Source organism: Nocardia sp. FBN12, assembly GCF_054031145.1.
The window spans coordinates 6,742,235-6,757,674 of record NZ_CM132926.1 but is presented as its reverse complement, the minus strand read 5'-3'; the positions used below and the strand labels follow the sequence as shown (position 1 = coordinate 6,757,674).

Below are 15,440 nucleotides of genomic sequence, written 5' to 3'. Positions count from 1 at the left end.
GGCCGCCGACAACGCCACGGAAGGCGATAGCATCGACGACCGTGGCGACACACAACGCACCGCGTCCCGGCCCGATTCCGGCCGCCTGGTGACCGACTTCGACATTCTGGTGATCGGTGCGGGGCAGGCCGGGCTCTCCGCCGGTTACCACCTGCGCAAGCTCGGATTGGTGCCCGAACGTGATTTCCGGATCGTCGATCACGCGCCCGGTCCCGGTGGGGCCTGGCAGTTCCGGTGGCCCTCGCTGACGCTGACGACGGTGAACCGGGTGCACGATCTGCCGGGGATGTCCTTCGCCGAGACATTGCCGACGGGGTCGGAGTCAGCGCGCGCCGCCACTGCGGTGCCGCACTACTACGAGCTCTACGAAAAGCGCTTCGACCTGCAAGTTCAGCGGCAGGTGACGGTGAAAGTGGTGTGCGATCGGACGGCGGACGGCCAGAGCTGCGCGGGCCGCGGCGAGGTTTTGCAGGTCGAAACCGAGGGCGCTGGCACCATCCGCACGCGCGGTCTGATCAACGGCACCGGCACCTGGGAGCGCCCGTTCATCCCCCGGTATCCAGGTGCGGACACCTTCGCCGGCCGCCAACTGCACACTCGCGATTACCGCACCGCCGACGAGTTCGCCGGCAAACATGTGGTCGTCGTCGGTGGGGGTATCTCGGCGGTGCAGCTACTCGATGAAATCTCGCTCGTGACTTCCACCACATGGGTGACCAGATCGGAGCCGCGGTGGCGGGAGACGCCGTTCGCCGAGCAGGACGGGCGGGACGCGGTGGCCATGGTGGAAGACCGGGTGCGCGCCGGGCTGCCGCCAGGGTCGGTCGTGTCGGTGACCGGATTGCCGCTCGACGAGCGTCTGCGGGCCGCCCGCGAGCGGGGCGCGCTGCGTCGGTTGCCGATGTTCGAGCGGATCGAGCCCACCGGTGTGCGGTGGGCCGACGGGAGTTTCCAGGCCGCCGATGTCATCCTGTGGGCGACCGGTTTCCGCAGCTCACTGGACCATTTGGCACCACTGCGGCTGCGCGGACCCGGCGGCGGGATCACCATGACCGGGCGATTGGCGACCCAGGTGGCCGTCGACCCGCGCATCCATCTCATCGGCTACGGACCATCGGCCAGCACCATCGGCGCCAACCGGGCGGGCCGGGCCGCCGCCCGTGAACTGACCGACTACCTCGGGATCAGTCCAGACCGGCGCTGAACGTCGACGGATCGGCGCCGACCCGCTTGCCTGCGTCGAGGCGGCTGATCGACTCCATCGCCTCGGCGTCGAGTTCGAAGGTGAACACGTCGAAGTTCTCGGCGATCCGCGACGGCGTGACCGACTTCGGGATGACGATATTGCCCAGCTGCAGGTGCCACCGGATGATCACCTGCGCGGGGGTGCGGCCGAGATCCTTCGCGATGGCGGCGATGGTCGAGTTGTCGAGCAGCGTGCCCTGTCCCAGCGGACTCCACGCCTCGGTGGCGATCGCGTGATTGGCGCCGTATTGGCGCAGGTCACGTTGGGAAAGTGTGGGATGTAGCTCGATCTGGTTCACCGTGGGGATCTCGCCCGACTCGGCGATCAGGGTCTCCAGGTCGATCACCCGGAAGTTCGAGACACCGATCGAACCGATCCGGCCCTGCGACTTCAGCGCCTGGAACGCGCGGAAGGTGTCGACATAACGACCGGCCGACGGCACGGGCCAGTGGATCAGATACAGGTCGAGATAGTCCAAGCCGAGGCGCCCCATGCTGGTATCGAAGGCACGCAGGGTGCTGTCGTAGCCCTGATCGGAGTTCCACAGCTTGGTGGTGATGAACAGTTCGTCGCGGGGGATCCCCGATTCACGGATGGCGCGGCCTACGCCTTCCTCGTTTGCGTAGACCGCGGCCGTGTCGATACTGCGGTAGCCGACCTTCAACGCCTCGGCCACCACCCCGGTGACGTCTTCCGCGGGCACCTGGAACACACCGAAGCCGAGCTGTGGGATCACGTTCCCGTCATTGAGCACGATGCTGGGGACAGGGCTGCTCTCACTGCGGAAGGTCACCCTTCCGACCGTAGAAGCGGTTCGGGGTGCCGTCAACGACGGTGCGTCGCGTGTTTCCCCGGGCAGGCGAATGGGTACGAAGCGGGGCGCGAGTCAGGTGACGCGCCCAGATTCAGTACGCGGTGCCCGCAAGTCCGATTCGCCGGTATCTGGCCTGGCGCAGAATGCGCAGTGCGGCCGGATCGTGGGCACGCAGGTCGGCCAGTTCAGCGGCGATCGCCAGGACCGCGCGGCGGGCGAAGGCGACCGGTTCGTCGGCGGCGTCGGGGTACTCCTCGACGATCCGGTCCACCACACCGTCTTCGAGCAGGTCGGCCGATCTGATGCCTTGTGCCGCAGCCATTTCCGGCGCGTGGGCGGTATCGCGGAAGACGATCGCGCTCGCTCCTTCCGGTGGCAGCGGGGCCAGCCAGCCGTGCCTGGCGGCGAGCACGCGGTCGGCGGGCAGCAGCGCGAGCGCGCCGCCACCGGTCCCCTGACCGAGCAGCACGGAGACGGTCGGGGTGTCGAGGGTGACGAGATCAGCCAGGCAGCGGGCTATTTCGGGGGCGAGCCCGCGTTCCTCCGCCTCCTTGGACAGTGCCGCACCGACGGTGTCGATGACGAGCACCAGCGGCAACCGCAATTCCCGCGCCAGCACCATCGCGCGCCGTGCCTCGCGCAGGGCGGCCGGACCCATCGTGTGCTCGCCTTCCTGACCGGACCGGTCGTGGCCGAAGACGACGCACGGTTGACCGGCGAAGCGGGCGAGGGCGAGCAGGACAGTGCGATCCGAGTCGCCCCGGCCGGTGCCGCTGAGCGGAACTCGTTGTGTCGCATGGCGAAGCAGGTCCTGGATGCCAGGTCTGGCCGGCCGACGCGAGCTGCGCACCGAATCCCAAGCGCTCGCATCAGGATTCGCGGGCGTCGCCGGACTGCGGACGGGCACAGCCCAACCCGGTTCGGATGTCACCGGCTCGACCACGCCACTGGCGACACTCATCGCCCGGTGCGCGATCCGGCGAAACACCTCCACCGACACCACTCCGTCGATCACGCCGTTGCGATAGAGGTTCTCCGCGGTCTGCACGCCGGGCGGAAAAGGTCTGCCGTACAAGGCTTCGTACACCCGGGGCCCCAGGAACCCGATGAGCGCGCCCGGCGCGGCGAAGGTGATGTGCCCCAGCGAACCCCACGAGGCGAACACCCCACCCATCGTCGGATCGCGCAGGTACACCAGATACGGATGGCCCGCCGCCTTGTGCACGGCCACCGCTCCCGCGATCTTCACCATCTGCACGAAAGCGACTGTCCCCTCCTGCATTCGAGTGCCACCGGAGGTCGGCGAGGCGATCAACGGCAACCCGAGTTCGGTCGCGCGCTCGACCGCGCTCACAATCCGCTCGGCCGCGGCCACCCCGATCGACCCGGCCAGAAACGCGAACTCACAGGCGAGGACCGCGACTCGACGCCCGCGCAGCAACCCCTCCCCCGTCAACACGGCCTCATCGGTGCCCGCCCGATCGGCCGCCGCGATGAGGTCCTGGCGATAGCGCGGCGATACGGCAGGCTCGATCGGCGCCCGATCCCAGCTCACGAAAGAGCCGGCGTCGAGCAACTGGCCGAGCAAGTCATCCGCCGACATCCGCACGCTCCGAGCCTAGCCGGACAGGTTCGGCGACGGTGTCGAGATCACAACGGCACATTGGGACATCTTGACAATTCGTTGTGTTTTTACAACACTTCATTAGGTGAGCCCAGTCAGACGAGGGGAAACCCTACCGATCTTCAACCGCATCGCGGTGGTGCGCGCAGAGCATCGGATGAGCCGGGCGGCGCTTGCGGAGGCCGTCGACGTCAATGTCCAAACGATCGGCGCGCTCGAGCGTGGCGATCACTACCCGAGCCTCGATCTGGCGATGCGCATCTGCGATGTGTTCGCGCTACCGATCGAAGCCGTCTTCTCCCGCAAGGAATTCGGGCCGTTGTCGGCCGAGCTCTACCCACGCACGAAAGGCGAAGTGCCATGACCAGCACGCTCATCGACCGCTACCAGAACTATCGGGTCCGGCGCTGGCTCGTCCAGGAGCAACGGACAGCGGGGATGCTGAAGAGCTGGCGGCCGCTGCGTCGGCGACGGATTCTCGTCGTAGTCGTGACGATCGCGCTGGCCGGGATCGCGATCGCGGGAGTGATGCGCGCGCTCGATCTGTTCGGGGCGCCAGGGGTCGCGGTCGTCTCGGCACTGGTTTTCCTGCCGAGCTGGACGATGCTGCGGATCGTGTCGGGCGGCCAGGATCACGCACCCGACCAGATGCTCGACGAACTGGAGATCACCGAACGCAACAAGGCACGTTCGGCGGGACTCGCGCTCACCCAGTCGCTGACCATGGCGCCGTTGGCGTACTTGATCTTCGGCAGCGCGTTCTCACCGGAGGCCGACGCCTATCGCATCGCCTACGCGGGTGGATTGATGATGCTGGCCACGATCATGGCAGGCGGCTGTGCGCCTGCGATGATCCTCGGCTGGAACCGGCCCGATCCCGAACCCGAGTCCTGAACGAAGAGCGGGGCTGCGGCCTTCATCGCGACAGCCCCGTCCATCGTCACTCAGTAGCCCTGCATGACCTTGCGCAGTGCGTACTCGGTCAAGGCGACCAGGGCCTGCTTGGCCGGTTCCCGGCGACGGGCGTCGATCGACATGATCGGCACGTCGGCGGGAACCGCAAGGGCCTGGCGGATGTCCTCGAGCGGGTACTTGGGCGCGTCGTCGAACTCGTTGAGCGCCACCAGGAACGGCAGCCCGCGGGCCTCGAAGTAATCGACAGCGGCGAAGCTGTCTTCGAGCCTGCGGGTGTCGACCAGCACCACGGCGCCGATGGCACCGCGGATCAGGTCGTCCCACATGAACCAGAACCGGTACTGGCCCGGCGTACCGAACAGGTACAGGACCAGGTCGTCGGCGAGGCTGATACGGCCGAAGTCCATCGCCACCGTGGTGGTCGACTTCTGCGGAATACCGGTCAGGTTGTCGATTCCGGTACTGGCGTTGGTGACCAACGCCTCGGTGCGCAGCGGAACGATCTCCGACACCGCGCCGACCATCGTGGTCTTACCCACACCGAAGCCGCCGGCGACCACGATCTTCGCCGAAGTCGGCTTGGCCGTGCGGGTGTCGACCTGCGCCGTCGAATCAAATACGCCGGAGTCCACTGAGAACCCTTTCGATCAGCTCGCGACGTTCATCGTCGCTGGAATCGTCTTTCAAAGTTGCCGAGACCCGGACGTGGCCGGCCTCGATCAGATCGGCTACGAGTACCCGGGCCACCCCGATCGGGATGTACAGCTGGGCAGCTATCTCGGCAACGGACGGCGATTGCCTGCACAACTCCACGATGGACGTTTCGAGGTTGTTCAGTTCGTACTGCCGCTCCATGGCGACCGGATGCGATGCTACGAGTGCCTCCAGCGCCAACTCGACCGCCGGCCTGGTACGGCCGGCAGTCAAGGAGTACGGGCGGACGAGGCTGGGCTCGGCGCTCCCCATGCGGTGATCGTCTATGTCCATCCCACCATCAGGAACCCATCGTGACGCGAGGCGTGGCCTGGACTGTCTGGCCAACGCGCTCGACCAGAAGTGCCATTTCGTAGCCGACCTGACCGATGTCACACGAGGTGTTGGTCAGGACCGCGAGATACGAGCCGTCGCCGACTGCCATGAGCAGCAGGTAACCGTGCTCCATCTCGACGACGGACTGGAGTACCGTACCGCCTTCGAACAGATTCGACACGCCGACGGATAGGCTCGCCAGTCCGGCGGTCACGGCGGACAGCTGCTCGGCGCGGTCGACCGGGAGCTGAGCGCTCGCGGCCATCAGAAGTCCGTCAGCCGAGACCAGCACGGCATGGGCTACGCCAGGAACCTCGTTGGCGAAGTTCGAAACCAGCCAATCCAGCTGACGGTTCGTACCACCTAGATCGGGGTTCATCGGTCTCCTTTATCTCCGGTTAGGTTCATTGCCTTCATTGCGCGGCCATCCCGGACGCCCTGCTGGTGACGACTCAGGCTGTTGCGGATCGTGGCGGGATCGCGCGGGGGCGGGGTGCGATCGGCGGTGCCGCTCACACCACCCGGCACGAGCCTTCCGCCCGGACTGCGTTGTGGCAAGCCGGCGGCGGTACGCACCTCGGACTGGGCTTCGCTGGCCGCGCGAGCGGCCTGCCAACCCTCGTCACCGGGTGATTCGAAGGCGGCAGCCATCTGGTTCCGGTCGGAATTCTCGTCCGTGAGCCACGCCGACATCATCTCGGCGAAGATCGGCGTTCCGCCCATCACGGAATCACCCTCGGGTGCCGGCTGCAACCTGGTCTGGAAGAACGACGCAGCCTTGACCGGATTGGACCGGAAGCTGTGCCGACCCGGATCACGCCCTGCCGACGCAGCGTTATCCGGCCCCGCAGGGTCCCGATCCCGTTGCGGCAGAGCCACTCCTGGCCCGGCGTTCGCCTGCGGTACAACACTAGCCCCGGGATCGCGCTGCGGCAGCCCATTCGGCGCAGCCGCACGTCGAGGCAGTCCGTTGGGCGCGTCCTGCGGCGGTTGACCCGCGGCCGGGGCGCGCTGCGGCAGACCGTTGTCGGCCGAATCCTGCTGCGGCGCAGGGGTTGCGCGCTGCGGCAGGCCGTTGGCCGGACGGGCGGGCTGCGCACGCGGCGGAAGGCCGTTGGCCGGATCACGCTGGGGCAGACCACCGGTCTGCTCCCGCTGCGGCAGACCGTTCGCCGGATCACGCTGCGGCAGCCCACCGGACGGATCACGCTGCGGCAGCCCACCGGTCTGCTCACGTTGCGGGAGACCGCCGGTCGGATCGAGCCTGGGCAGGCCGCCCGACTGGTCCCGATGCGGCAGACGCGGCGTGGGTTCCCGCTGCGGCAGCCCACCGGCGGCGTTGCCGCGCTGCGGCAGACCGGTCGACGGATCACGCTGCACCGGTTCGGAATCGCGCTGCGGCGCGGGATCACGCTGCGGTGCGGCGCCGCCCGGCGCACGCTGCGGCAAGCCGGTCGACGGTGCCGAATCACGCGACGCGGCTTCACGCTGCGGCAGACCCGTTGCCGGGTCACGCTGCGGCAGGCCACCGGTCTGGTCACGCTGCGGTAGCCCGGTCGAGGGATCGCGCTGCGGGAGCCCGGCGGACGAATCGAGGCGGGGTAGCCCACCGGACTGATCACGCTGCGGTAGTCGCGGTGACGGGTCACGCTGGGGCAGACCGACGGACGGATCACGCTGCGGGGCACCGTTGGCGCCGGGCGAACGCTGGGGCAGACCACCGGGGGTGCTCGCCCGCTGCGCCGGTGGCGCCGAATCACGCTGGAGCGGTGCCGAATCACGCTGCGGCTGCGCAGGCGGCTGCGCGGAATCCCGCGACGGCGCGCCGTTGGCACCCGGCTGACGCTGCGGCAGCCCACCGGCCTGCGACGGCTGCTGCTCACCCGGACCCTGCGGCCCCGGCCCGGCGGGCGGACGCTGCGGCCCGCCCGGTGCCAGATTGCGCTTGGGCAGATTCGCCGCGGCGAGCTTGCCGCGCTGCGGCACGTTCGCCTGGCCCGGCGCGGGCGGACGCAACGACGGCGACGACTGCTCCGTCGCGTCCTGCGCCATCCCCGAAGCCATCGAGTTACCCGGCTGACGCTGCGGCAACCCGCCACCCGCACCCGCCGGAGCAGGCCCGCTGACGCCGGGATCCACGGTGACCATCATGTTGCCACCCGGGGTGCGGGTGATCGCGCGGGTCTGCATGGTGCTCGGCTGCTGCTGCGGGTTCGGCCGCTGCTGCTGTTCCGGCGCGGGCGCCTGCTGCTGCTTCTGCAGCTGATGCGGTGGCACCACCGCCCCACCGGCACCCGAGACGATCAGGCCGACCGGCACGTGCACGGTGACGGTGACGCCGGGATCGCGAGCGGTATCGAAGGTCGGGCGCAGGCGCACGGTGAGACCGTGCCGCTCGGCCAGTCGGCCGACCACGAACAGACCCATGTGGCGGGCGGTGTCGGGACCGGGCTCGGCGGTCTGCTCGAGCCGGTGGTTGATCTCCGACATCTCCACGGGCGGCATACCGATGCCGCGGTCGGCGACCTCGATCAGCAGACCCTGGTCGTGCGCCTGGGCGAAGGTGAACTTGACGTCGGTCTCCGGCGGGGAGGCGCGCAGCGCGTTGTCGAGCAGCTCTGCGAACAGGTGCGCCATATCGGAGGCGGCCGGTTCGACCAGCGAGCCACGCGGCGTGGCGCCGAGCTTGACCCGCTCGTAGTCCTCGACCTCGGAGATCGCGGCACGGAGGACGTCGGCGATCTCGACCGGTGCCGACTTGGTGCGGCGCTGCTTGGTACCCGCGAGAATCAGCAGGTTGTCACCGTTACGGCGCATGCGCGCGGCGAGGTGGTCGAGCCGGAAGAGGTTCTCGAGCAGGCGCGGGTCCTTCTCGTCGTACTCCATCGCCTCGATGAGGGTGAGCTGATGGTCGACGAGCGACTTGGACCGGCGGGCCAGGGTCTCGAACATGTCGTTGACCTGCGAACGCATCTGCGCCTGGTCGCTGGCCAGGCGCAGCGCCTGACCGTGGATATCGTCGACGGCGCGGGCGAGCTGGCCGATCTCCTCGTCGGAGCGCACCGGCATCGGCTCGAGCGGCACGTCCTCGGGCGCGGCGCCGTTGCGGAGCTGGGCGACCTCGTGCGGCAGATCGGACTCGGCGACGCGCAGCGCGGCCAGGCGAAGGCGGTGCAGCGGCACGATCATCGAGCGGGCGACGAACACCGCGAGCAACAGCGCGGCCAGGATCGTCGCGATCACGACCGCGGTGTAGGTCCAGGCGCCGGTGGCGGCCGAGCTGGTGAGCTCGTCCATCGAGACCTCGATGGCCTTGGTGGCCTCGTTCACGACGCCTTCATAGGTCTGCAGACTCGAGTAGAGCGAGGTTCGCAGATCGCCGACGGGCAGCTTGCCCGCAGCCACCTCGGGACCGTTGATCAGGTTCTGGCGGACGTCGGTCTGTGCCTTGAGGTCGGCGATCACTCGATCGCCGTCCGGGAAGCGGTTGGACAGTACGTCGAGCAGATGGCGCTCGGTCGCGACACCGGTGAGGAAGTTCTGCGTCCCCGTGTCGAGGCCACGCAGCAACTCGGACAGGCCCGCGAGCTCGTCGACGAGCACCGAACGCGTGTTGAGCGAGTCGACCAGGCGCAATTTGGCCGTGTCCATCACCGGATCGCTCACCTGAGCGATGGTGGCTTCCACAATGCTGACGCTGTCCTGCGTCAACTGCTCGACCCCGGCCAGCACCGGCTCGGCCGACGACGACAGCGCCTTGCCCTGCGCGCGCACATTCTTGGCCTGTTTGATCATCCGCTCGAGCGCGACATGCGCGGTCGGCAGCTCGGTCAGCCGCCCGAGCGACCCCTCGGCGACGCTGATCGCGGTGTCGAGATCGGTGAGGTCCTTGTCGGTGACCAGGGTGACCCCCGGACCGGCAGGCACCAATTGGCTGCCCGCCACCTTCGCCGTCGAAGCACTCAGCGAAGTGACCGTCGGAATCGTGTCTACCTGCTCGTTGATACTGGAGAGCCGGTTGGCCTCCGAGAACTCGGAGGTAATTCTCGACACGCCGAGCCCGACCGCGACCGCGAGGGGCACGGCAAGCACGGCCGTAACCTTCCAACGCAGGTCCCAGTTGCCGAGCGCCCAGCGTTTGCTGCCGGACCTAGCGGCGTCACGCATCTCCCACTCACTTTCCAAACTGGCCTCGTACCGTACGCCTGAGGCGAACCTCCACAGGCGCGATGGTGGCTCGCCAGTGGCTGCTGGCCGAGAACTACGGCTGGCCGAGAAATTGCGTCTACGACTGCCCGAATAAGTGACATCGGATTCTAACGGATCAATAACTTCTTGGCTGACTCCCGGTCGAGGTCCGCTCGATGACCAGCCTGTTGTAGGCAAAACCAAAGGTCGCGGCACCCCCTCGGGTGTCGCGTGAAGTCTGCCACAATCATCTGGATCTATCGAGCGGGCATCGAAGCGAGGCTAGGGAGTCACGGGGTTGGACACCGAACACGAGTACCGGCCGGTCTATCAGACCAGCCTGGTCGACCCAGCCGACTTCTGGTCCGCCGCAGCTCAGAGCATCGAGTGGGATGTCGAACCGCAGCAGATCGTGGATGCCGCCGACAAGCGGTCGGCCCGGTGGTTCCCGGACGCGCGCCTCAATACTTGTGTGAACGCACTGGACCGCCACGTTCGGGCGGGCACTGTCGACCAGGGTGGACACGCCGATCAACCCGCCCTCATATATGCCTCCGCTATGACGGACACCACCACGATTTACACCTACGCCGAATTGCTCGACATCGTGGCGGAGTTCGCCGGTGCCATGCGCGATCTCGGTGTGGTGGCCGGTGATCGGGTGGTGATCTATCTGCCGATGATCCCCGAAGCGGTGATCGCGATGCTGGCCTGTGCCCGCATCGGCGCGGTGCACTCGGTGGTGTTCGGCGGGTTCGCCGCGCCCGAACTGGCCGCCCGCATCGACGACGCCGAGCCGGTCCTGATCATCACCGCCTCGGGCGGGCTCGAACCCAACCGCCGCATCGAATACCCGCCGATCGTGATGGCCGCGCTCGATCTCGCCGAGACCGCGTCGGTGCGCACGGTGATCGTCAAGCAGCGACCCGAGTTCACGACGATCGAGTTCCCGGCCGCGCTGCCCGCCACCGACGTGCTGCCGTCCTCGGAACAGACCGTCGCGGCCCGCTGGGTCGACTGGGACGCCACGGTCGAGGGCACGGCGCCCGCCGATCCGGTCTCGGTCGCCGCCACCGATCCGCTCTATATCCTCTACACCTCCGGCACCACCGGGAAGCCGAAGGGCGTGGTGCGCGACAACGGCGGACACGCGGTGGCGCTGGCCTGGTCGATGCGCAATATCTACGACGTCGGCCCCGGTCAGGTGTTCTGGGCCGCCTCCGACGTGGGCTGGGTGGTCGGCCACTCCTATATCGTCTACGCGCCCTTGCTGGTCGGCGCGACGACGGTGCTCTACGAGGGCAAGCCCGTCGGCACCCCGGACGCCGGGGCGTTCTGGCGGATCGTCGACGAGCACAACGTGCGGGTGCTGTTCACCGCGCCGACGGCGTTGCGCGCGATCCGCCGCGCCGACCCCGAGGCCACCGCGGCCCATCGCTACGACCTGTCCCGCCTGCGCGCGCTGTTCTGCGCGGGCGAGCGCCTCGACCCGGCCACCTTCGACTGGGCCAGCGACATCCTGCTCGCCGACCACCCCGACACCCCGGTGGTCGATCACTGGTGGCAGACCGAGACCGGGTGGCCCATCTGCGCCGATCCGCTCGGCCTGCAGGAACTGCCGGTCAAGTCCGGTTCGGCGAGTGTGCCGGTGCCCGGTTACCGGCTGCGGGTGCTCGACGCGAACGGCAACGCGGTACCCGCGGGCACCGAGGGCAACATCGTCATCGGGCTACCACTGCCCCCCGGCTGCCTGACCGGGCTGTGGCGGGACCGGGACCGTTTCATCCGCTCGTACCTGTCGGCCTTCCCCGGCCACTACCTGACCGGCGACGCGGGCTACTTCGACGAGGACGGCTACCTCTACGTCCTCGGGCGCAGCGACGACGTGATCAACATCGCCGGGCACCGCCTGTCGGCGGGCAGCATCGAAGCCGCCATCGCCGGGCACGCCGCCGTCGCCGAATGTGCCGTGATCGGCATGCCCGACGAGCTCAAGGGCAGCCTCCCGCTGGCGTATGTGGTGCTCAAACAGGGTGTCGAGATCGACCAGCGGCAGTTGCGCGCCGAGCTCGACGAGCGGGTGCGCAGTCAGATCGGCGCGATCGCCACCCTGCACGACTCGATCATCGTCACCGGCCTGCCGAAGACCCGCTCCGGCAAGATCCTGCGCAAGACGATCCGCCAGCTCACCGCCGGTGAACACGTCGAAACCCCCGCCACCATCGAGGATCCCAACGTCCTCACCGCCCTCGCCGACCGCATCCTCGCCAACCCACCGCTCGGGAACCCGGCGCCGACCCCCGAGCCGAACGGCGACCCGGTCTCCCCTGCCCCGTGACCACCTAAGATCACCAGCGTGACTCCTTCTACCGTGCTCGTCGTCGATGACGACGAGGACGTTCTCGCCTCGGTCGAACGTGGCCTGCGACTGTCCGGGTTCCGCGTGCTCGTCGCGCGCGACGGTGGCGCCGCGCTGCGGGCCGTCGCCGAGCAGGCGCCCGACGCGGTGGTTCTCGACATGAACATGCCCGTCCTCGACGGCGCGGGCGTGGTCACCGCCTTGCGGGCGATGGGCAACGACGTGCCCATCTGCGTGCTGAGCGCCCGTGCCTCGGTAGACGACCGGATCGCGGGCCTGGAGTCGGGCGCCGACGACTATCTGGTGAAGCCGTTCGAGCTGGCCGAACTGGTGGCCAGGATCAAGGCCCTGCTGCGCCGCCGCACCGACACACCCGACCCGGTCGCCCCCGGCGCCCTGACCGTCGGGCCACTGCTTGTCGATGTCGCCGGCTATCGCGCACTACTGCACGGACGCGAAATCGAGCTCACCAAAAGGGAATTCGAATTGCTGTCCACTCTGGCCCGCAATGCCGGTGTGGTGTTGACGCGCGAACGGCTGCTGGAATTGGTGTGGGGTTACGATTTCATAGCCGACACGAATGTGGTGGATGTGTTCGTCGGATACCTGCGCCGGAAACTCGAAATAGATGACACGCCAAGGATTTTGCACACGATTCGCGGGGTGGGTTTCGTACTCCGGGAATCGAAATGATCTCCGCACCTTCCAAACGTCGTCGCAGACAATCGTTTTCGCTCCGGACAAGGGTGGCGGGGGCGGCCGCGGCGGGTGCCGTCATCATCGTCACGATCGCCGCTTTCGTGGGTTTCCAGGCAATCGAACGCAATAATGTCACCCAAACCGATCAGCAACTGGAAATCGCTTCGCGCATCGTGCTGATCGAGCCGGTGCTCGCCACCGGTTTCGTCAATCTGACCGGCCTGCAGAACACGATGGCACTCACGGTGCGCGACGACGGCCAGGTCACCGCGTCGAGCTCGACCCAGCTGCCGGATCTGCCGCCGGGATCGCAGACCGTCGTGCTGCACGACCAGCCCTACCGGGTGCTCACCACGACCGAGAACCAGCCGGCGGGTCGCACTGTCTCCCTGGCGATTCCGACCACCGAGGCGACCAAGGCGACCGACGACCAGCAGCGCTGGGTACTCGCGGGCGCGGCGATCGCGGTGGCGGCCGCGGCGGCGCTCGGCTGGTTGCTCGCCGGGCGCGCGGTCGGCCCGATCGTGAAGCTCACCAGGCAGGTGTCCGCGGTCGGCGAGCCGGGCGATCCCGCGCAACCGGTCGACGGTTCCGGTGTCGACGAGGCGGTGAAGCTGGCCGACGCGGTGAACACCATGCTGGCCCGTGTCGACCAGGCCCAGGCCGAGACCGCCGCCGCGCTCGAAACAGCCCGGGATTTCGCCGCCGTCTCCGCCCACGAACTACGCACGCCCCTCACCGCGCTTCGCACCGATCTCGAGGTCCTGCGCACCCTTGACCTCACCGACGATCAGCGCCGCGAGATCCTCGACGACCTCGCCCGCAACGAGACCAGGGTGGAGACCACCCTGTCCGCGCTGGAGCGCCTCGCCCGCGGCGATCTCACCGCCGAGGCCGACCACGTCCCCACCGATGTCGCCGACCTGTGCGACCAGGCCGCCCACGACGCCATGCGACACAACCCCGGCCTGTCGGTGCGCATCGACACCGACGCCGAACTGGTGACCCGCGGTCTGCCCGCAGGCCTGCGCCTCGCCGTCGACAACGCGCTCACCAATTCGGTCAGACACGGTGGCGCCACTACCGCGGTCGTCTCGGCGCACCGCACGCCGTACGGCCGGATCGTCATCGCCGTCGACGACAACGGCACCGGCGTCGCGCCCGAGGAACGCGAGGCCGTGTTCGCGCGGTTCGCGCGTGGCGCCAACGCCACCAAGGGCGGTTCGGGCCTCGGACTGGCGCTGGTCGCTCAGCAGGCCCAGCTGCACGGCGGGCTCGCGTACTTCGAACAGAGCCCGCTCGGTGGCGCCCGCCTGGTGATCGACCTACCGGTTCGGCCGCCCCGCCAGTAACACGAAAGCCCCGCACCCACGGTGATGGTGGGTGCGGGGCTGACCTCGCTACTACTTGTCGCTCTTGAATGCGTCCTTCACTCTGCCCGCCGCGCGCTCGGCAGCTTCCTTCACGTTGGCCGCTGCCTTCTTCGCTTCCGCCTCGATCTTCTCGGCCTCAGCTTTGGCCTTGGCTTTGACATCGTCGGTGTCAGACATCGAACCTCCACTCTCGTGAGTTCCGCGCCTGATCGGCACGGGGTGAAGACACTCGCGAGACTACCGCACAGTTAACGCCCAGCGACTGAAGCGGAAATCAGGGGAGAACCTGCGGGATCGACTCCGGGATGACCAGCCCGATCACCGCACCGAGCACCGCACCGGTGATCGCGAAGGACACGCCCGAGGTGAACGCGCACAGGAAGTAGCCGATGATGAACGCGGCCAGGCCCGGGATGCACAGGATCGCCGCGGTCAGGAAGCCGATGGTGGCACCGGCGGCCGCGCCGTTCTGGACGGGGTCGTGGTTGCCGGCCTCGGGGTTGGTGGCGATGCTCTTCAGCTCGGCGGTCGTGGCGGCGGAGAGCTGCGGCGCGATCTGCACCGTGCGACCGTCCTCGGAGATCACCGAGGCAAGCGCGATGTTGTTGCCGCCGACGGTGGCCATCGCCAGCGGGAACTCGCTGACCTTGGCGCCGGTGGCGGAGACGACATCGACCTTGGTGGAGTCGGGCGAGAGCACGAAGCGGCCGTTGTCGACGGTCGCGGAGATGGTGCGCAGGTCCGGCGAGACGACGGTCTTGTAGCCGATGCCGTCGGCGACGCCCTCGCCACCGAGCCCGGTCGCGATCTCGGCCTGACGTTCGGCGGTGACCTCGGCGGCCGCGGTGCCCGTGGTGACGAGCGAGGCGGCGACGACGAGCGGCAGTGCGGCGAAGACCGCCCGGCGACCCGCGCGAGTGATGTTGTGGCTGAACATGTTCGGTTCTCCCTCCCGATGCTTCCGAAGAATCCCCGAACCCCCCGGACGAATCGAAAAAATCTCGATGTCGATTGACTCGAGAGTTGTACCGAACCACCACGGGGTAGCGAAACATGTTGTGACACACGGCATAGTTTGAACTGCTAGCTATCAACCGGCGATCGTTCGCCTCCACCGGTCGGCATCCCTGCAGCTACCTGCGATCCGGCCTTCCTCAACGAACTCTCAGACATCTCCCACAGTCGGCGACCGA

Annotated in this window: 14 protein-coding genes; 6 read left to right on the top strand and 8 right to left on the bottom strand. The window is 68.1% G+C overall.

Features of this window, described 5'->3' with window-relative positions; all coding sequences use genetic code 11:
* The first annotated feature begins 85 nt into the window (after positions 1-85).
* A complete protein-coding gene (locus ACWZHB_RS31900; protein ID WP_427909368.1) occupies positions 86-1,204 on the top strand; it encodes an NAD(P)-binding domain-containing protein in 1,119 nt (372 codons plus the stop codon).
* Here ACWZHB_RS31900 and ACWZHB_RS31895 read toward each other — a convergent pair.
* Both ACWZHB_RS31895 and ACWZHB_RS31890 read right to left on the bottom strand, forming a co-directional pair.
* A complete protein-coding gene (locus ACWZHB_RS31895) occupies positions 1,185-2,039 on the bottom strand; it encodes an aldo/keto reductase (RefSeq protein WP_427905425.1) in 855 nt (284 codons plus the stop codon). The two genes, ACWZHB_RS31900 and ACWZHB_RS31895, sit on opposite strands and share 20 nt — an antisense overlap.
* A 112-nt stretch (positions 2,040-2,151) precedes the next feature.
* Entirely contained in the window at positions 2,152-3,663 is a 1,512-nt protein-coding gene (locus ACWZHB_RS31890; RefSeq protein WP_427905424.1) for a carboxyl transferase domain-containing protein, read from the bottom strand.
* Between the two features lie 106 nt (positions 3,664-3,769).
* Here ACWZHB_RS31890 and ACWZHB_RS31885 point away from each other — a divergent pair, with 106 nt between their 5' ends.
* Together ACWZHB_RS31885 and ACWZHB_RS31880 are read left to right on the top strand one after the other, a co-directional pair.
* Entirely contained in the window at positions 3,770-4,048 is a 279-nt protein-coding gene (locus tag ACWZHB_RS31885; RefSeq protein WP_427905423.1) for a helix-turn-helix transcriptional regulator, read from the top strand.
* Positions 4,045-4,578 carry a hypothetical protein gene (locus ACWZHB_RS31880; RefSeq protein ID WP_427905422.1) on the top strand — a complete coding sequence of 178 codons (534 nt, stop codon included), beginning with the start codon at positions 4,045-4,047 and terminating at the stop codon, positions 4,576-4,578. The genes ACWZHB_RS31885 and ACWZHB_RS31880 overlap by 4 nt, the downstream gene beginning before the upstream one ends.
* Before the next feature lie 50 nt (positions 4,579-4,628).
* Here the strand turns inward: ACWZHB_RS31880 and ACWZHB_RS31875 are convergent, their stop codons facing one another.
* Genes ACWZHB_RS31875 through ACWZHB_RS31860 form a run of 4 tightly spaced genes read right to left on the bottom strand, consistent with a single transcriptional unit; the run spans position 4,629 to position 9,795 of the window.
* Positions 4,629-5,231: a GTP-binding protein gene (locus ACWZHB_RS31875; RefSeq protein ID WP_174551063.1), complete on the bottom strand. Its 603-nt coding sequence runs from the start codon at positions 5,229-5,231 to the stop codon at positions 4,629-4,631.
* Positions 5,212-5,586 carry a DUF742 domain-containing protein gene (locus tag ACWZHB_RS31870; RefSeq protein ID WP_056818578.1) on the bottom strand — a complete coding sequence of 125 codons (375 nt, stop codon included), beginning with the start codon at positions 5,584-5,586 and terminating at the stop codon, positions 5,212-5,214. The genes ACWZHB_RS31875 and ACWZHB_RS31870 overlap by 20 nt, the downstream gene beginning before the upstream one ends.
* 7 nt (positions 5,587-5,593) lie before the next feature.
* On the bottom strand, positions 5,594-6,007 hold the full coding sequence (locus ACWZHB_RS31865; RefSeq protein ID WP_011207200.1) for a roadblock/LC7 domain-containing protein: 414 nt from the start codon (positions 6,005-6,007) through the stop codon (positions 5,594-5,596).
* The gene (locus ACWZHB_RS31860; protein ID WP_427905421.1) at positions 6,004-9,795 is read right to left on the bottom strand and encodes a HAMP domain-containing sensor histidine kinase; all 3,792 of its coding nucleotides are present in this window, start codon (positions 9,793-9,795) and stop codon (positions 6,004-6,006) included. Before ACWZHB_RS31860 ends, ACWZHB_RS31865 begins: the two co-directional genes overlap by 4 nt.
* Before the next feature lie 319 nt (positions 9,796-10,114).
* On the opposite strand from ACWZHB_RS31860, the gene ACWZHB_RS31855 reads away from it, so the two are divergent.
* The 3 genes from ACWZHB_RS31855 to ACWZHB_RS31845 are packed head-to-tail and all read left to right on the top strand — an operon-like array spanning position 10,115 to position 14,226.
* Positions 10,115-12,154, top strand: a complete 2,040-nt coding sequence (locus ACWZHB_RS31855; protein ID WP_427905420.1) for an AMP-binding protein — start codon at positions 10,115-10,117, stop codon at positions 12,152-12,154.
* 9 nt (positions 12,155-12,163) lie between these two features.
* Positions 12,164-12,868: a response regulator transcription factor gene (locus tag ACWZHB_RS31850; protein ID WP_427909367.1), complete on the top strand. Its 705-nt coding sequence runs from the start codon at positions 12,164-12,166 to the stop codon at positions 12,866-12,868.
* Entirely contained in the window at positions 12,865-14,226 is a 1,362-nt protein-coding gene (locus tag ACWZHB_RS31845) for a HAMP domain-containing sensor histidine kinase (protein ID WP_427905419.1), read from the top strand. The genes ACWZHB_RS31850 and ACWZHB_RS31845 overlap by 4 nt, the downstream gene beginning before the upstream one ends.
* 51 nt (positions 14,227-14,277) lie before the next feature.
* On the opposite strand, the gene ACWZHB_RS31840 is transcribed toward ACWZHB_RS31845, so the two are convergent.
* Both ACWZHB_RS31840 and ACWZHB_RS31835 read right to left on the bottom strand, forming a co-directional pair.
* Positions 14,278-14,424, bottom strand: a complete 147-nt coding sequence (locus ACWZHB_RS31840; RefSeq protein WP_427905418.1) for a hypothetical protein — start codon at positions 14,422-14,424, stop codon at positions 14,278-14,280.
* Positions 14,425-14,521: 97 nt separating this feature from the next.
* Positions 14,522-15,184: a hypothetical protein gene (locus ACWZHB_RS31835; RefSeq protein WP_427905417.1), complete on the bottom strand. Its 663-nt coding sequence runs from the start codon at positions 15,182-15,184 to the stop codon at positions 14,522-14,524.
* Between the last annotated feature and the right edge of the window lie 256 nt (positions 15,185-15,440).